The sequence below is a fragment of the Corynebacterium sp. 045007 genome (assembly GCF_040743205.1).
In the GTDB taxonomy this organism is placed as follows: Bacteria; Actinomycetota; Actinomycetes; order Mycobacteriales; family Mycobacteriaceae; genus Corynebacterium; species Corynebacterium jeikeium_D.
In genome coordinates this window covers 36,630-52,489 of the sequence record NZ_JBFLKW010000012.1, presented here as the reverse complement: position 1 = coordinate 52,489, position 15,860 = coordinate 36,630, and the positions used below count along the sequence as shown (strand labels likewise).

Annotated in this window: 18 protein-coding genes; 6 read left to right on the top strand and 12 right to left on the bottom strand. The window is 57.7% G+C overall.

Features of this window, described 5'->3' with window-relative positions; genetic code table 11:
* Positions 1 to 192 precede the first annotated feature (192 nt).
* The 5 genes from AB1Z34_RS07410 to AB1Z34_RS07390 all read right to left on the bottom strand — a co-directional run bounded on the left by AB1Z34_RS07410 (position 193) and on the right by AB1Z34_RS07390 (position 4,914).
* Entirely contained in the window at positions 193 to 1,131 is a 939-nt protein-coding gene (locus tag AB1Z34_RS07410; RefSeq protein WP_367158139.1) for an amino acid ABC transporter permease, read from the bottom strand.
* A complete protein-coding gene (locus AB1Z34_RS07405; protein WP_048733083.1) occupies positions 1,131 to 1,817 on the bottom strand; it encodes an amino acid ABC transporter permease in 687 nt (228 codons plus the stop codon). The genes AB1Z34_RS07410 and AB1Z34_RS07405 overlap by 1 nt, the downstream gene beginning before the upstream one ends.
* Before the next feature lie 19 nt (positions 1,818 to 1,836).
* A complete protein-coding gene (locus tag AB1Z34_RS07400; RefSeq protein WP_016421414.1) occupies positions 1,837 to 2,778 on the bottom strand; it encodes a glutamate ABC transporter substrate-binding protein in 942 nt (313 codons plus the stop codon).
* Between the two features lie 15 nt (positions 2,779 to 2,793).
* Complete coding sequence (locus tag AB1Z34_RS07395; RefSeq protein ID WP_367158147.1) at positions 2,794 to 3,522, bottom strand: amino acid ABC transporter ATP-binding protein; 729 nt, start codon at positions 3,520 to 3,522, stop codon at positions 2,794 to 2,796.
* A gap of 120 nt (positions 3,523 to 3,642) precedes the next feature.
* On the bottom strand, positions 3,643 to 4,914 hold the full coding sequence (locus AB1Z34_RS07390) for an MFS transporter (RefSeq protein WP_367158138.1): 1,272 nt from the start codon (positions 4,912 to 4,914) through the stop codon (positions 3,643 to 3,645).
* 259 nt (positions 4,915 to 5,173) lie between these two features.
* Between AB1Z34_RS07390 and AB1Z34_RS07385 the strand changes: the two genes are divergently transcribed.
* From AB1Z34_RS07385 to AB1Z34_RS07375, 3 genes are all read left to right on the top strand, one after another.
* On the top strand, positions 5,174 to 5,623 hold the full coding sequence (locus AB1Z34_RS07385) for a MarR family winged helix-turn-helix transcriptional regulator (protein WP_070595808.1): 450 nt from the start codon (positions 5,174 to 5,176) through the stop codon (positions 5,621 to 5,623).
* A gap of 34 nt (positions 5,624 to 5,657) precedes the next feature.
* A complete protein-coding gene (gene purB / locus AB1Z34_RS07380; protein WP_367158137.1) occupies positions 5,658 to 7,088 on the top strand; it encodes an adenylosuccinate lyase in 1,431 nt (476 codons plus the stop codon).
* A 186-nt stretch (positions 7,089 to 7,274) separates the two neighbouring features.
* Positions 7,275 to 8,204 carry a lysophospholipase gene (locus AB1Z34_RS07375; protein ID WP_367158136.1) on the top strand — a complete coding sequence of 310 codons (930 nt, stop codon included), beginning with the start codon at positions 7,275 to 7,277 and terminating at the stop codon, positions 8,202 to 8,204.
* Between the two features lie 1,133 nt (positions 8,205 to 9,337).
* Here AB1Z34_RS07375 and AB1Z34_RS07370 read toward each other — a convergent pair.
* Positions 9,338 to 9,856: a replication initiation protein gene (locus tag AB1Z34_RS07370; protein ID WP_197914907.1), complete on the bottom strand. Its 519-nt coding sequence runs from the start codon at positions 9,854 to 9,856 to the stop codon at positions 9,338 to 9,340.
* Between the two features lie 404 nt (positions 9,857 to 10,260).
* On the opposite strand from AB1Z34_RS07370, the gene AB1Z34_RS07365 reads away from it, so the two are divergent.
* The gene (locus AB1Z34_RS07365; RefSeq protein ID WP_367158135.1) at positions 10,261 to 10,536 is read left to right on the top strand and encodes a hypothetical protein; all 276 of its coding nucleotides are present in this window, start codon (positions 10,261 to 10,263) and stop codon (positions 10,534 to 10,536) included.
* Between the two features lie 402 nt (positions 10,537 to 10,938).
* Positions 10,939 to 11,340, top strand: a complete 402-nt coding sequence (locus AB1Z34_RS07360; RefSeq protein ID WP_048733056.1) for a hypothetical protein — start codon at positions 10,939 to 10,941, stop codon at positions 11,338 to 11,340.
* A 19-nt stretch (positions 11,341 to 11,359) separates the two neighbouring features.
* On the opposite strand, the gene AB1Z34_RS07355 is transcribed toward AB1Z34_RS07360, so the two are convergent.
* Positions 11,360 to 11,542 (bottom strand): helix-turn-helix domain-containing protein, encoded by a 183-nt coding sequence (locus AB1Z34_RS07355; protein WP_082150646.1) that lies wholly within the window; start codon positions 11,540 to 11,542, stop codon positions 11,360 to 11,362.
* Positions 11,543 to 11,601: 59 nt separating this feature from the next.
* Complete coding sequence (locus AB1Z34_RS07350; protein WP_232250787.1) at positions 11,602 to 11,982, bottom strand: primase C-terminal domain-containing protein; 381 nt, start codon at positions 11,980 to 11,982, stop codon at positions 11,602 to 11,604.
* 49 nt (positions 11,983 to 12,031) lie between these two features.
* On the opposite strand from AB1Z34_RS07350, the gene AB1Z34_RS07345 reads away from it, so the two are divergent.
* Entirely contained in the window at positions 12,032 to 12,763 is a 732-nt protein-coding gene (locus tag AB1Z34_RS07345; protein WP_367158133.1) for a hypothetical protein, read from the top strand.
* 2 nt (positions 12,764 to 12,765) lie between these two features.
* Here AB1Z34_RS07345 and AB1Z34_RS07340 read toward each other — a convergent pair whose 3' ends face one another.
* The 4 genes from AB1Z34_RS07340 to nrdI all read right to left on the bottom strand — a co-directional run bounded on the left by AB1Z34_RS07340 (position 12,766) and on the right by nrdI (position 15,665).
* Entirely contained in the window at positions 12,766 to 13,461 is a 696-nt protein-coding gene (locus tag AB1Z34_RS07340) for a VOC family protein (RefSeq protein WP_367158132.1), read from the bottom strand.
* 120 nt (positions 13,462 to 13,581) lie between these two features.
* A complete protein-coding gene (locus AB1Z34_RS07335) occupies positions 13,582 to 14,157 on the bottom strand; it encodes an NADPH-dependent FMN reductase (RefSeq protein WP_016421405.1) in 576 nt (191 codons plus the stop codon).
* 42 nt (positions 14,158 to 14,199) lie between these two features.
* The gene (gene nrdF, locus AB1Z34_RS07330; protein WP_080971523.1) at positions 14,200 to 15,204 is read right to left on the bottom strand and encodes a class 1b ribonucleoside-diphosphate reductase subunit beta; all 1,005 of its coding nucleotides are present in this window, start codon (positions 15,202 to 15,204) and stop codon (positions 14,200 to 14,202) included.
* A complete protein-coding gene (gene nrdI / locus AB1Z34_RS07325) occupies positions 15,201 to 15,665 on the bottom strand; it encodes a class Ib ribonucleoside-diphosphate reductase assembly flavoprotein NrdI (protein WP_016421403.1) in 465 nt (154 codons plus the stop codon). Before nrdI ends, nrdF begins: the two co-directional genes overlap by 4 nt.
* Positions 15,666 to 15,860: the final 195 nt, after the last annotated feature.

The window sequence follows — 15,860 nt, the reverse complement described above, 5'->3', positions numbered from 1 at the left end:
GGCACTTGTGGCCACGCTATTCACCTATTGATGCGCTGTAGCGTGGCCATCAGTGAGTAGCTCATCGATAAGAGCGAAGGCAAAGGCCGTAGGCAAACAAAAACGCCGCCCAGCGGAAACCTTTAGCAGTTTCCGTGGGCGGCGTCGCTGTGTTCGTCGTAAAGCGAGTGCGGCAGTAAGCCGTGATTAGCTCTACTCGTAGGTGCCTCGGAGGTCCTTGTAGTCCTCATCGTGCCAATCCACGTTGGCCTGGTCCTTGGTGGTGACACCGACGTCAGGCTGATGCGGGACCTTCGCAATGATGTTGCGGCGGGCGCGGCCGGCGCGGAGCTGGCTTTCGATACGCTCGGCAAGGTTGGCCAGACCGAAGTTGATGGCAATGAGAATGATCGCCACGACGACCAGCGATGGAATCATGGCGCCGTAGTACTCGCCAAGCTGGCGGCCGGAGCGGACAACCTCGACGTAGCCAATCATGTAGCCCAGTGCGGAGTCCTTCAGCGCAATGACCATCTGCGAGATAATCGCCGGCAACATGGCGGCGACTGCCTGCGGCAGCAAAATGGTGACCATCGTCTGGCGGTGGGAGAGACCCAGCGCAATTGCGGCCTCACGCTGGCCCTTCGGCAGCGATTCGATGCCGGAGCGCAGTGTCTCGCCAATGACGGAGCCGTTGTACATGGTCAGACCAAACACAACAGCGGCAAAGCCGAGGTAATTCGACGGGAAGAGCTGCCAGATGGCGAACACCGAGTAGGCAAACAGCATGAGCACCAGCACCGGGATGGCGCGGAAGAACTCGACAATCACCGAGCAGAACCAGCGCACCGGTGCGACCGGGCTCAGCCTGCCGACGCCCAGAAGAGCGCCAATTACCAGCGCCAGAACAATTGACGCCACAGCCGCGACAATGGTGCTGACCAGGCCGGGCAGGATGTAGGTGGTCCAGGTTGTGGATTCGAGGAAGAACGACCATTTATTGGCCTCGAACTGGCCCTTATTGGCCAGCGTCATTCCCACCCAGGCGAGGACCGCAACGGTGATTGCGGCCACGATCCAGGTGAGAAGTCGATTGAAGCGCTGAGCCTTGGGGCCCGGCGCGTCATAAAGAACTGTTGCGCGAGTAGCCATTAGCGCTTCACCGCCCATCGCTTGCCAGCCCAGCCGAAGAACAGGCCGGTCGGCAGAGTCAGAATAATAAAGCCGACAGCGATGATGCCGAAGATAATCAGGATATCGCTGGCGTAGTTTTCGGTCATCGTCTTCATCAGCAGCGACGCTTCAGCCACACCGATTACCGAGGCAATCGTGGTGTTCTTCGTCAGCGCAATCAGGGTGTTGCCGAGCGGCACAATAGCGCCACGGAATGCCTGCGGGAAGATGATGTAGCGGAAGCTCTGGCCAAAGCTCAAGCCCAGGGAGCGGGCGGCTTCGGCCTGTCCGAACGGCACGGTATTGATACCGGCGCGCAGGGATTCGGCGACAAAGCAGGAGGTGTAGGCAACAAACGCCAGCACCGCCAGACGGAAGTTCTGCTTGACAATGAAGGAGTCATTCTCTGCGGCCAGCAGCAGACCCAAGTTGTAGTAGAGACCCATCGAGGCCAGCAGCACGATCAACGTCAGCGGGGTATTGCGGACGATGTTGATGTACCAGGTCGACAGGGTACGCAGGATTCCCACGGGGCTCACGCGCATAGCGGTGAGAAGCGTGCCAAAGATCAGGGAACCAATTGCTGAGGCAATCGTCAGTTTGATGGTTACCCAGAAAGCCGGAAGTAGTTCCGGCCCCATTTCACTCCATAGTTCTGGATTCATTGTTTGCTCGCACCCCTTCCTACTTCTTCTCTACGAACGACAGATCGCCGATTGCCGGCTTGTCGTCGAGCTCGAACTTGTCGCCCAAATGCTTCTTCAGGATCTTCTGAAGCTCACCGGTGTCGTACAGCGACTCCAGCGCCTCATTGATGGCCTCACGGCTGGCATCATCACCCTTGGGCAGACCGATGCCGTAGTACTCATTGGTCCAGTAGGAACCATCGGGGTTGCGCAGCTCGACCACGCGGAAGTCGTCGCCGAAGCGCTCCTTGTAGCGCTGGGCGAAGCCCGCGAGAATGGTCGCATCGGTGGTCAGGGCATCGACGACACCCTGCTTCACACCTTCCGCGCACGCGGCGTAGGTATCGAACTCCTGCAGCTGCACCTCCGGTAGAGCGTCCTTGACTTTCTGCGCTGGGGTGGAGCCGGATACAGAACACAGGCGAGTGCCCGGGGCGACGTCGTCAAGCCCCTGGATGCCCTCGGAACCGCGCACCAACAGTGCCTGGTGCGTGACCAGGTACGGGCCGGCGAAGTCGACGGCAGCCAGGCGGCCAGCGTTGATGGAGTAGGTGGCGGCGATCATGTTGACCTCGCCGTTGTTAATCAGCGTCTCGCGCTGAGCGGACGGGGTCTCGCGCCACTCCATCTCGGGCACATCCCAACCGTTCTTGTTGGCGATGTACTCAATGACGTAGCGGGAAACATCGTTGTCGACGCCCGCGAACTCACGGTCCGGAGTGCGCTCACCGAGGCCCGGCTGGTCAAACTTCGTACCCAGCGTCACGTGCCCGGCTTCGATATCGGCCAGCAGGTTTCGGGGTCCGCCGCTACCGCAGGCCGCGAGGCTCATCGTCGTGGCAACAGCTACGACAGCCGCCGCAACTCGCTTGCCGACGACACCTCGGCGGCCCTGGTTGCGACTGCGTCCCCGGCCTCCTCGTAATAGTGAAAGCTTCATGGTGACCAGCCCCGCCTAGTGTCCGACGATCTTGGCCAAGAAGTCCTTGGCACGATCGCTCTGCGGGTTGGTGAAGAAGGTCTCCGGGTCGGTGTCTTCGACAATCGCACCGTCGGCCATGAACAGGATGCGGTCGGCCACGCGGCGGGCGAAGCTCATCTCGTGGGTGACGCAGACCATGGTCATGCCGCCCTTGGCCAAATCGGTCATGACATCGAGGACCTCGTTAATCATTTCCGGGTCGAGTGCCGAGGTGGGCTCGTCGAAAAGCATGACCTTCGGGTCCATAGCCAGGGCGCGTGCGATGGCGACGCGCTGCTGCTGACCGCCGGAGAGCTGCGCCGGATACTTGTCAGCCTGTTCCGCAATGCCGACACGGGCGAGCAGCTTGTCAGCACGTTCGCGAGCCTCGGCCTTAGAGAGCTTGCGGACCTTCATCGGCGCCAGCGTGACGTTGTCCCGAATGGTCATGTGGCTGAAAAGGTTGAACTGCTGGAAAACCATGCCAACCTCAGCGCGCAGGCGGGTGAGTTCCTTGCCCTCTTCGGGAAGAAGCTTGCCGTTGATGCGAATTTCGCCGCTGTCGATGGTTTCCAGGCGGTTGATGGTTCGACACAGTGTGGACTTACCGGAGCCGGAGGGGCCGAGGATGACTACGACCTGACCAGCTGGGATTTCCAGGTTGATATCACGCAAAGCGTGGTAGTCGCCGTAGTGCTTATTCACCCCGGCAATCGAAATCATGCTCTGTGGTGTGGATGATTCAGTCATGTGAAAAAGTATAGGTGACTCACGACACATCACTGCTATCGGTGTTCCTTGTGCGATATTCACCTGTGAAAAGTGACTGCACACCAATTAGTTCTAAAGATCCACGCGATGGCGTTGTGCAACAGGCTTGCGGCCATGCACGAACCAGTAGAAAACGGCCGCGAGAACCACCACGACCGCCAGGCCTGCGTACATCTTGTCGAATCCCATAGTGGCGGCTACCGAACCCAAAACAATCGGGCCGAGGCCGATGCCTGCGTCGACAAGCAGGAGCAGCGTCGAGATGCCCGTGCCCAACTTGTGTGCCGGGGCCAGGTGCACGGAGATGGTCTGGCAGGCCGGCATCAGCGTGCCGTAGCCCAGGCCGCAGAGCGCACCGGCGGCGATAACGTGCCAGTCAGCGGTTGCGAAAGCCAGAACAAGCAGTGAGATGGTGAAGCACACCAGGCCGATGGCGATGACGGGGTTGTCGCCGCGGCGATCTTGTAGGCGTCCCAGTGAGAAACGCGCCGCCATCATCGCCACCGCATAGGCGATGAAGAAGAAGCTGGCGCCTCTAGCCAGGCCGCTCAGCTGTGAGTATCGGTTCAGGAATGTAATCACGCCCGCATACGCCAGGCCGATGAGCAGCATGAACAGGCCGATTGGCACCACTCTCGGCGTCATGATGTCATCGAAGGAAAATGTGCGCTTCGTCTCGCTTGCCGACGAATCCTCGGTGGCCTCGTCCTTGGTTGCCGCAGTGGCAGGCTCGTTGTGTTGTGGCAGAAAGAGTGCCAGCACCAGTCCGACAATGGACAGGCCGAGGGCTGTGGCAAAGAGGACGCTGTAGCCGACCGAACCAATAAGGGCCAGGCCGAGAGCTGGGCCAATCGCTGTGGCCAGGGTGGTGCCGAGCGAGATATAGCCAGTACCCTCTGCGCGGCGCGAAGCCGGAATAGCGGTCTGGGCGGCGGCCATCACGGCGGTGGAAGCGAAAGCGTAGGTCAGGCCGTGGATGATGCGGATTGCAATCAGGACCGGCAGGGATGCGGCCCACATGTAGGCGGCACAGGCTGCCACGATGACAGCGAGCGAGCCAAGCATGATTCTGCGACCACCGAAGGTGTCCACCAAGTAGCCGGAAAAGAGACGCGCGATGGTGGCGCCGACCACGAAAGAACTGGCGGCGAAGCCACCGGCGGCATCGGAGGCGGAGAAGCGCTGGACGGCGTAGAGTGCCATGACTGTGATTGAAAGGTAGAACACCAGGTACATGCTGAAGTTAATCAGCCAGCTGATGATGAACGCGGGGGAGAAGAGCTTGTCCTGCCCGTGCTGCGCGTCCTGTTTGTGCCTGTTCTGTGTGGTCGTATGCGTTGTCATGCTGAAGATACGGTCTCTTTTCTCGTTTGAAAACGATCGTGGAATTAGTGCTTTGGCAAAACTGCTTTCCGGTATTTGTATCGTGCAAAAATGCAGTTAGGGCTCGAATTATAACAATCGGTTTGTATGATGCAAACGCGCTTTTTCGGCCTTAACCCCATCCGCGGCGCGCTAGAATAGGAGCTGTTCAACAAACAGATACATCCCGCAGGCCCATAAAAGGGCCGACATAAAGGCGACAAGAGGATTGACTGCCACCGTGCGAAACGACGACCTGGCCGCGCTCGTTTACGAGAACATGCTGCTATCCCGGGTGAGCTCCAGCGGCTACCGGCCACATCGCAAGGACATCCTGCTGGATCGCTCCGCCGCAGCACTGCTGGCTAGGCTGGAAGCGCAGCCGGATATGACAGTCGCCGAGCTCTCCGATGCGCTGGGGCTGGACATTTCTACGGTGCACCGCCAGCTGGCCGCCGCCATGCGGCAGGGGTATATCGCGAAGAGGCCCGCGCCGTCGTCAAGCGCGAAGGTGCATAGCGCGACCGACAAGGGGCTAGAGCTGCTGCACCGGGAGATTGAGGCGCGTAAGAATACCGTCGATGACATTACGCATGACTGGGAAGACTCGGAGCTCGCGGAGTTCGTGCGATTGATGCGCAAATTCAACGAGGGCGTGGAAGAAATGCGTGGTCATCCATGGCCTAGATAACCGCGGATGCAGTGGTCATGGAATACTTGAGGGCGTGGCTGAGAAAAAGAAGATCGCAAACGTCCTTGCTAACCGATACGCCTCTGCGACCCTGGCGGAGTTGTGGAGCCCTGAGTACAAGATCATCCTCGAGCGCAAGCTCTGGATTGCCGTTCTGAAGGCTCAGGTCGCCCGCGGAATTGAGGTGCCGGAGGGCACTATCGAGGCGTATGAGAAGGTCATCGATCAGGTTGACCTCGACTCCATTGCCGCCCGTGAGCATATTACTCGCCACGATGTGAAGGCCCGCATTGAAGAGTTCTGCGACCTGGCTGGCACTGAGCACATCCACAAGGGCATGACCTCGCGTGACCTGACTGAGAACGTCGAGCAGCTGCAGGTTCTGCAGTCGCTGAAAGTCGTGCGCGACAAGGCTGTTGCCGTTGCCGCCCGCACTGCGGAGAAGGCCTCCGAGTACCAATCGCTGGTCATGGCAGGTCGCTCCCACAACGTCGCCGCACAGGCAACGACCCTGGGTAAGCGCTTCGCCTCCGCTGCGGACGAGATGCTGCTGGGCATCGAGCGTGTAGAAGACCTGATTTCCCGCTACCCACTGCGCGGCATCAAGGGCCCGATGGGTACCGCCCAGGACATGCTGGATCTGCTTGACGGTGATGAGTCCGCACTGGCCTCCCTGGAAAACGAAATCGCTGAAGGCCTCGGCTTCGACCGCGTCTTTGACTCCGTTGGTCAGGTCTACCCGCGCACCCTCGACTTCGACGCTCTGTCCGCGCTGGTCGAGCTCGGTGCAGGCCCGGCGTCGCTGGCCACCACCATCCGCCTGATGGCCGGTAATGAGACCGTCACTGAGGGCTTCAAGGAAGGCCAGGTCGGCTCTTCCGCCATGCCGCACAAGATGAACGCCCGCTCCTGTGAGCGCGTCCACGGTTTCCAGGTCATTCTGCGCGGCTACATGACCATGCTCTCCGAATACGCCGGTACTCAGTGGAACGAAGGTGACGTTTCCTGCTCCGTGGTTCGCCGCGTTGCACTGCCGGATGCCTTCTTCGCCATGGACGGCATGTTCGAAACCTTCCTCACCGTCCTGTCCGAGTACGGTGCATTCCCGGCCATGATCGACCGTGAGCTGGAGCGCTACCTGCCGTTCCTGGCTTCCACCAAGATCCTCATGGCAGCCGTTCGCGCTGGTATGGGCCGCGAGGAAGCCCACGAGATCATCAAGGAGCACGCCGTCGCCACCGCACTGGATATGCGCGAAAAGGGCGCTGAGCAGAATCTCACTGAACGTCTCGCTGCAGATGAGCGTTTCCCGCTGGATGCCGCAGGGCTTGCCGACGCTCTGGCGAACCGCCATGCGTTCATCGGTGCCGCGGAATCCCAGGTTGACCGCGTAGTTGCACGTGTGCAGGCTGTCGTGGACAAGTACCCAGAGGCCGCGACCTACAAGCCGGGCGAGATTCTGTAGCTTCGCGAGCGTCACGCGCGAAACGTGTAAACGCAAAAACGTAAAGACGTAAGGTCCCTTGAAAAACTCTGTCACTTTGGGGGGCAGAGTTTTTCTTTGTTTGTTGGCGAAAGCACCAGTGAGCAGCCAACTTCCTCGGTACGATGAGCGGTAAGTATCGAAACCTCTACGCGAAAGGTGCCCGACGTGACATCGGCTGTTAGGACTTCGCTTTCTCGCCCAGGTGCCACATTGAATGTGTTGCGCTGGGTTCCAGAAAATGACAAGGGCGCGCCCATTACTCCTAAGGGAGTGGTGCAGATTGTCCACGGCATGGTCGAGTGCGCCAACCGCTACGCCAAGTTCGCCGAGTACCTCGTATCCCAGGGCTATGCCGTCGTCGCGCACGACCATCGCGGCCACGGTATGACCAAGACGGATGCTGGTATCCCGGGCTACTTCGCTGACTACGGTGGCTGGAACTTGATTCTCGAAGACCTCCACGCGGTGCGCCAGTATGTTGATGCTGAATTCCCAGGCAGCAAGCACTATATTCTCGGCCACTCCATGGGGTCGCTTCTGACTCGTAACTACATCGCCAAGTACGGAGAGGGGCTTACCGGCGTCATTATCATGGGCACCGTGTCGTGGCCAGGGGCTAAGGGCGACGCGGGAATGAAGGTGGCAAACCTGCTGGCTAAGATTCGTCCTACCGCGCCGGGCAAGCTGCTCAACACTCTCACCTTTGCTGATTACAACAAGGGCTTTGAGCGCCGCACTAAGTTTGATTGGCTCACCCGCGATCACAAGGTTGTTGATGCTTATATTGCGGACGACAAGTGCGGTTTCGTTCCCACCAATGCCTTTTTCCGCGACCTTCTCGTCGGCACGCACTACGCGAATTCGTCTGAAGCCTATGAGAAAGCGCCTGATGAGCTGCCGCTTTTCGTGGTTTCCGGTGCTGTTGATCCGGCGGGTGGCGCTGCCTGTGTGACTGAGGTCGTGGGCAAATACCTGAACGCGGGCAAGAAGGACGTGCGCTTTAAGGTCTATCCGGATGGTCGCCATGAGATTCTCAACGAGTTGAATAAGGAAGAGGTCTACTCCGACATTGTGGCGTGGTTGGAGTCCCGCTAAGGGGAGCTGGTTAATAGGCGAAAAGTGTGCCCGCTCGGCGTGTCGACCGGCGTGTTGACCGGCGCGTCGGCGGGTGGGCGCCTTCGATACTTACCTCAATGCGAGTTACTGACTGAGTTTATGTCAGCGACGGCGGGTCGATCCGAATTACTGACTGCGTTTATGTCAAAAATGGCCCGAAAAATGGCCTGAAAGTGTCATAGACTCGCACAGTTTCACATTTGCAGCCCGTATTCACGTGTGGAGTCCGTAATTTTTGGTGTCTGCCCAGTCATTATCTTGAGAATCAGACACACTTTTTGTCTGTCGATCCAGAGGTGCTGGAAGAACGTGTGCGCTAGCTCGGAGTGCGCCACGAGTGGCGCTGCTTGTGTGAGCCCTAGAAAGCCACCGCACTTCTAATAAGTTTCCATTGCGCGGATGCTTTTGTCGGGTAACGTTCTTTTCACGCTGGAAGAAAAGGAACCGACCACATGATCAGAACAAGACAACTCTCGGCGGTCGTGCCCACTATTTCCATGTTGCTGGTGCTCGTAGGCTCTTTTGCGGGAATCAAAGCAGGGCGTGCACAGGCGCAATAGGCTGCGAGTACCTAGATGCCCAGGACTCCGATTCGCTGGCTGAGTCCATGAAGACGCTGGCGACCCGCACCGCACGCACCGCGAAGTCCAGCGCGCAAGAGATACAGGGCGGCGACGCTCCTACGAGCGCTCCCCAGGTGCCTGCCGACGTGGAAACGTTCTCGACCAAGCTGCGGGAAAAGACTCCTGAGTCCGAGCGCAGCATCAGTAATCAGGAAGGCGACGGTGCTGAGTACTTCTCCGTCCCGGTCGCTGAGGGAGAGCGGCTTGCAATTAGTGCGGCCACGGTGCCGGGAGCGTCGTCAGGCGCGACTTTGATGGACCTAGATGTCCGCAACTTCTCGCTCACTATGCATTTGGACGACAGCAGTTGCTTCCTTGCCAATGATTTCGGCAATGGCATCATCGACTCCAATGGCCCCCTTTTCGCATCGATAACAACCAAGCAGTCCGGAGGAGCGGAGGGGGACTGTAAGTCGGGCAATATGGTGTTCTCCGTGGCCCGAAAAGGAGGCCCCTTCGAAGGTCAGGACATTCCTGCAGAAGTGACCATCAAGCGTTTCGCCAACGAAAACCTGACTGATGTGCCGGAGGCGTTCCCGTCCGACAAGGAGAGGTGGTTGGTGACCCAGTGGCTTGTCCAGCAGGTGTGCTCGGGGTTTTGGTCATCAGCCCGGAGTAGGCGGTGTCGCCGTCGACGCTGCGGCGTAGTCCTTCGGTGACTGCGGCAGCGTAGGCCAGTGGTGCGCGGTGGGCGTACTCGGTGCGTGCGAATGGGGCTTCTAGCGCCCATACGGCGTGTGCGTGGCCGTTGGTGGGGTTTTCGACGACTGCGTTGGATCGCCACTGTTCGCGATCCCACATGGCGCGGATGAGTGCGTCGTCGTGGTCGATGTCGACGACAAGCAGGTTGGAAATCGCATCGGGGTTGGCTTCGATGAATCGTTTCCCGAGTGCTTTTTGCCTGCTGGTGCGGTAGATTCCGTCGCGCAGATTATCCGACGCTAGCGGCCATAGTGGCAGCCATAGCTGCTCGAATTTGCCGTCTGGCCGGTCGGTGGGAGCTGTCATGGTGCTCATCCTTGCACAGGGGTGTTTTGTGCTCGGGGATTTCTCCCCAGCGTGTTCAAAGTACGTCGCGAACCAAGTCAGATATTTCCGGGGTTCCAGGGGGGGGGATCCCCTGGAGAGCTTTTCTCACTGCACGAGCGAAGCGAGTTCCTCCCCCTGGGCGCCCCGAGAGGCCCCCAACGCGCACTACGCACCCCGACTTCATCGACCACTAAACCGGCCCCTCGGCAAGGCGGTCCCACCACCGCGGCAGTCCCTAAAAAGTCGCAGATGCTCATCTGCAAGAGGTGTGTCGACCCTGGCGGGTCACTTTCGTTACTTGGCAGGGTCGGGACTGGGTGCGTGCGTGGCGCGGGCGGCGTGCAGGATGGGGCTATTGACCGGTTTTTGGGAGGTTTGGGCGTGTGAGTGGTTCGTACATCGAGCGGTTGCGTGAAATTGGCTCAGAAATCGCCTCAGACGCGACGCTGAGCGCCTCACAGCGCGAGTTGGCACTCCAAGGCGTGGAGGATGCTTTGAACGCTCTACGGGGCGCTGATCGCGATCAAGGCTCGGTGCAGTCGCATCCTCGTCGTGTGCTTGGGGCTGAGGCTGTCGCTGACAGCGCGGGAGTTGTTTTTGGTGTGCGCCCGCGCAGGAAGCGCGGTGCGCGGCGGCCAGAGCGCAAGCGCGACGGTTAAGCCGTTGGCTCGCGCGATGTCGCCGGCGAGGTAACACATGGAACGAAGCGCCGGATTCTTTCGATGAAAGCGGAACGTAGGTTGAGCGCTAGATTGCTCGGCAGTGCTTGAGCTTGAATCCTTTTCCTTTCATCCTCCCCAGTTTATTATTTGCATCTCGCTGAGCGGCGCCCCTGTCCTTGCCTTTGCCAAAGATGTATTGCCCAGTTGCTTCATTCCGAAGATTTACGACAGCGCACTTCAGCGTGACGCCTTTTCCTCGTGGGGGCTTTTTCTTCGCTAGGAAGACTTCCGATGCTGGCTTCGGTGCATACGCACTAGCACTCGGCGCAACAGAGAACGCTGCCCCCCGTTAAAGCTAGGCTTACTATCCCGACTACTAATGAACGGAGTGACTTTCGCATGACCAATCCTTCTTCCTTGTCAAATGGTGAGCTGCAAGGCTTTTACGAAGACCTTTACGTTTATTGCTCTGAAAAAGACTCTTACCAGGTTGCCGAGCGTTTCAAGAAGGAACTCAAAGTTTCTTTTCCCGAAATTGACGATCTTCCTGATTTCACAGTTGATGAGTGCGATGAAGACGAGTATCAGCTTGCTGAAGAATTAGACCCTGGTAGTAATCAGGAAAATTTTCGTCCGTACATGATTACTCAGCATTTCTTCCTGGAAGTCTTAAACCTAAGTGACAAGATAATTGACCCTATTAGTGATGCTGTTTTCGAAGCCGTTCAACGAGCTACAGAAGATGTCCCATACTTCAGTTTCATGGGTTTTCTCAAGGAGAATCACTCTGATGATGAGTAGAAGAACGTAGCATCTGGCTTTACTCTGATACGTAGCGGTGGACTGTTCCCACGGAGTACCCAGTTTGTTTTGCTATCGCCCTGATGCTTAGCCCACGAGCACGTAACTCTCGGACGCGGCGACGCTTCTCGTTAGCGCGTGCGAGGTAGTCTTCGCGCGATTCACTAGTCCATCGTTGAGCGGTTCTAACAGACGCGCCCATTTTCTCGGCAAGAGCGCGAGCTGTTTTTCCGTTACGCGGATAGCGAGCATAAACCTCACTCATAGGGCACTTCTCCAGTTCTCTTGAGCAGCTTTACGCCTAACCGCTCCGCTTTTGCGGCCTCGTGCGCTTTGGATGGTGCTGAAGGTTGCTTCGTAGACGGCGGGGCCGTCTGCCCACATGCGGGATTTGGTGGTGATCCATCGGTGGATGGAGCGGGCGATTTGGTCGACTTCGCGTGTAGACAGTGGTTCGCTGAAGAGTTGTTGGTTCATGGCTTGTGCGGTGGTTTGGATTGCGCGGCCGAGTCCGTCGGGGTTGCCGAAGTGGTGGCGGATTTCGCGGTATGCCCCGGTGCGTGCTGATTCGAATAGGGCGCAGTTGCGCCCTAGTCCGACGGGGTTTTTGCGGCGGGTGCGCTTCCACGATGGTGGCGGCATGAAGCCGGTTTCGGTTAGCCAGAAGTTCAGCTCGTCGAGTGTGTAGAGCTTGAACCCTCCGCCCGCGACACCGGAAGCAGATCAGGCTAAGAAGGTCACCCCAGGTTCGTGGTTCGATGACGCCACGGAACTTACTGTCGACAACATCAGCAGCGTCACGGCCGACATTGTTCCTGGTGAGACGCACGTGTACAAGATCAAGTCCGAGTATGGGCAGCAGCTCCGCGGCGCCGTCAAACTCATTGACGCCCCAGAAGCGGACAAGCTTGCACAGATCTCCGGCCTGGATATCAAGACGCTGAATTCGGCACGCCAACTCGCCGGTAGCGAGGAAACCCGTCCTGTAAATGAACACCAGATCGGCGAAGAGACAACATTTGGTAACTCGGCCCGGATTAACTACCGCAATCGGATCGGCGAAGATAGTGAAAAGTCGGGCGATTACGAGGCTGAAAGAGCGTGGCTGGATGGTGACCAGTACATCGTTGTCTTCTTCAACAACAGTTGGGGCGCCGGTAAATCCCACGATGTCGCGGATGTTCAAAACGTCCCGGTGACTTACCAGCTGACCACGGAGTTGGTCGGCGAGAAGATTCCGGGCCCAGCTTTTGAACAGGTCGCGCACAAGTCGCCAAGTAGCGAGGCCCCGACTAGTAGCCAGCAGAATCCGAAGGGCACCGAAGAAAACGAGGATGACGGCTCTTCCAACATGATGTGGTTCTCTATTGGTGCAGTTCTGTTAGCCGTCGTCGGCGCGGCAATCGCGTTGACCCGTAAGTAACGCTAGAGCGTCCAGTACACGCCGAATCGGTCAGGCTTGACGACGGCTTCCGTGCCCTCGGCAACCTCAGCGCCTGTTAGGCCAAGCGCTTGGCAGGCGCTTTCGACCTCTTCGGCCGAATCGCTGGAGAGGCGCATCGCCACACCGTCGCCGAAGGTGAAATTGTGCATGCCCGGCGAGTCGAGCGTCATGAAATTCCCTGACCCGAAAAGCCGGTTGTATACCTCGGTGGCGGCGGCAGCCTGTGGTTCGTCGCCAGTCCACATGAAGTAGGGGATGACGGTGGGATTCGCTGTCTTTGCGGCAGCATCCGTGTTTTCAGTCCCGCCGGGTGATGGATCAACCATCAGTTGCCAGTTGACCCCATTTCCGTCGGCCAACCAGCCAAAGAGCGGCGAGAAATCGTAGCTGGTCAGGGGCATGAGCGTAGCACCACCGCTGATGGTTTCATCACCCGCCATCAGATGCTCCCACAGTCTGCGCAGCTGGTTTTCCTGACCAGGGGCAAATCGCACCATAAAAGACACAGCGGGGGTTAATCGGCGGTTCCCGTTCTCAATGAGTTCAAAGTCCATCCCGCCGATGGTGAGCGTGGTGGAGTTGGGCTTGATGTTGGAGTGAAAACCTTCGGCGTAAAACCGCGCAGCGGCGCGGGGGTCGTCGTTAAGCGCGATCACGGCCGAGATAGAAACAGTCATGAAAATGAGCCTAACGACGAGCGCCTAACCGCGCAGAGAACGCAGCGTTTGATCCTAGTCAGTGAAGAATCTTCATACGGCGATATCCCCAGTAACGCTGCGCTGATTAGGGGATTTCAGTTAGTGGCGTGGGCTCTGCTCGCGAACTAGGTCTGCAAATCTGTTGATGTAGTCGCGAACAAAGTCCTCAGTGCTTGACGACGTGAATTCTCCTTGTTCGTCAATGAGTGTTGGCGATTGTCCCAGGAAGACCTCTGGCTGACCGAGCATCGGCATGTCGAAGTACGACAGCGCGAGTCGCAAGTTCTTCTGAGAGCTATAACCGCCCATACGGCCGACGGAGTGGCTGATAATTCCCGCGGGCAGGTTCTTCCATGCCACATCACCGTTGGGCTTAGATCCGATGTCAACGGCATTCTTCAGAGCTGCAGGAATTGTGCGGTTGTTTTCTGGGGTGACAAATAGGATGCCATCGCTGGCTTTAATGGTTTCCCGGAAACTGGTGTATTCCGCGGGAGTCGCAATATCGGACACTGCGGGGTCGTCGTAGTCGAAGTTGTAGAGAGGGAGGTCACGAATCTCGACGATGTCGACTTTGAAGTCATCGGGGAAGTACGTGGCTGCCTTGAGTGCAATCTTTCGTGCATAGGAGGCTCGACGCAAGCTTCCTACCAGGATAGAAATCTGTGCAGTCATGCGAATGTTCCTTTCTTAGGATGTATGGGGAAAGACGTGGATTTAGAAATCCCAGTCTTCATCTGCGGTGTCTTCGGCTTTTCCGATGACATATGCGGAGCCGGAACCGGAGAAAAAGTCGTGGTTTTCATCTGACCCCGGGGTGAGGGCGGCGAGAATTTCGGGCTTGAAGGCGGTCTCTTCATGGTTAAACCGCTGCGGGTATCCCAAGTTCATGAGCGCTTTGTTGGCGTTGTATCGAATGAAGTTGGCAACGTCGTCGTAGAGCCCGAGTGGTTGGTATAGGGCTTCGGAGTACCTCAGTTCGAGCTGGTATAGATCATCGAGAAGTTCGAAGACGAAAGCCTTCATCTGCGTTTGCGTGGCGGTGTCGTAGGTTTCTACGCCTCGCTGGAATTTGTAGCCGGAGTAATAGCCGTGAACAGCTTTGTCACGCAGAATCAGGCGCACCATGTCGGCGGTATTGGTCAGGATGCCACGTGATGCGAAGTGCAGCGGGAGGTAGAAGCCGGCGTAGAGCGAGAAGGACGAAAGAAGCGTTGCTGCCGCCTTTCGCTTGAGTGGAACGTCGCCGTAATAGTGTTTGAGCACAGCTTTTGACCGAGCCTGCAGGATGTCATTGGCGACTGCCCATTGGTAGGCAGCGTCGATGTCAGGGGTATTGGATAGCGTAGAAAATACTGAAGAATAAGACTTTGCATGCACTGCTTGCATGAAAGCGATATTCGTGTAGACGGCCTCTTCATGTTCGGTGCGGGCATCTTGAATTTGGGAAATCTCCCCGACAGACGCCTGGACTGTGTCGAGCATGGTCAGTCCGGTGAAGACCTTCATGGTCAGCTCGCGTTCTAGATCGGTGAGACGTCGCCAGTCTGCAAGGTCATTGGACAGCGGAACTTTTTCGGGCAGCCAAAAATTTGCTGTTAGGCGATTCCACACTTCGAGATCTTTGTCATCTTGCACTCGGTTCCAGTTGATCGGCCGAAGGCGGGCAGCTGGGTCCTTTCGAAAAGACGGTGGCGTAGTTGAATAGCTGTAGATGTTCAAGAAGTAGCGCTCCTCCAGAATTTTTCCAGGCCCTCTTTGACGTTTTCCACATCGTGGTCTGTCCCCAGTAGCTCGTAGTGGTATAGCTCCGGAACCTGGCATTTTGCAGAAATGATGGCTCCGGCTATGCAAAAGTCGGTGCCGAAATTTGTGTTGCCCGAGGTGATGACACCGCGGATGAAACTCCTGTTGGTTTCGTCGTTGAGAAAAGCGATGACTTGCTTAGGCACCGCGCGGCGCCGACATCCGCCGCCATAAGTCGGTGTGATCAGGACAAATGGGCTGCGAACGCGAATCATTCCGTCTTTTCGCGGATGTAAAGGGATGCGTGCTGCTGGTTGAGCCAGCTTTTGGACGAACCGGTGAGTGTTTTCAGAAGCACTGGAGAAGTACACGATTCGGGGTGACTCCTCCGGTGGGAGTTCCGTGAAAGTCAGCGGCGTCTTCGATGATGAAGACACTCGATTACCTCCTATGTTCAATCGATTGAACATAGAATAGAGGAGTGAATGGGATGTCAACAAGGCGTTGCTTACATGCGGTTGAAAAGCGCTTAGTCACGCAACTGCGAAGTAAAGCCGCGACTCTGCATTAACGGCGGAAAAATCCAGCAGCTGACTATCAAGGCGGGAAAGTGGCGGGGTTGCCGGTGGGGG

Bases quoted from the DNA above. Each gene is read 5' to 3' on its own strand.
- AB1Z34_RS07410 (WP_367158139.1), bottom strand. From the start codon at position 1,131: ATGGCTACTCGCGCAACAGTTCTTTATGACGCGCCGGGCCCCAAGGCT.
- AB1Z34_RS07405 (WP_048733083.1), bottom strand. From the start codon at position 1,817: ATGAATCCAGAACTATGGAGTGAAATGGGGCCGGAACTACTTCCGGCT.
- AB1Z34_RS07400 (WP_016421414.1), bottom strand. From the start codon at position 2,778: ATGAAGCTTTCACTATTACGAGGAGGCCGGGGACGCAGTCGCAACCAG.
- AB1Z34_RS07395 (WP_367158147.1), bottom strand. From the start codon at position 3,522: ATGATTTCGATTGCCGGGGTGAATAAGCACTACGGCGACTACCACGCT.
- AB1Z34_RS07390 (WP_367158138.1), bottom strand. From the start codon at position 4,914: ATGACAACGCATACGACCACACAGAACAGGCACAAACAGGACGCGCAG.
- AB1Z34_RS07370 (WP_197914907.1), bottom strand. From the start codon at position 9,856: ATGACAGCTCCCACCGACCGGCCAGACGGCAAATTCGAGCAGCTATGG.
- AB1Z34_RS07360 (WP_048733056.1), top strand. From the start codon at position 10,939: ATGACCAATCCTTCTTCCTTGTCAAATGGTGAGCTGCAAGGCTTTTAC.
- AB1Z34_RS07355 (WP_082150646.1), bottom strand. From the start codon at position 11,542: ATGGGCGCGTCTGTTAGAACCGCTCAACGATGGACTAGTGAATCGCGC.
- AB1Z34_RS07350 (WP_232250787.1), bottom strand. From the start codon at position 11,982: ATGCCGCCACCATCGTGGAAGCGCACCCGCCGCAAAAACCCCGTCGGA.
- AB1Z34_RS07340 (WP_367158132.1), bottom strand. From the start codon at position 13,461: ATGACTGTTTCTATCTCGGCCGTGATCGCGCTTAACGACGACCCCCGC.
- AB1Z34_RS07335 (WP_016421405.1), bottom strand. From the start codon at position 14,157: ATGACTGCACAGATTTCTATCCTGGTAGGAAGCTTGCGTCGAGCCTCC.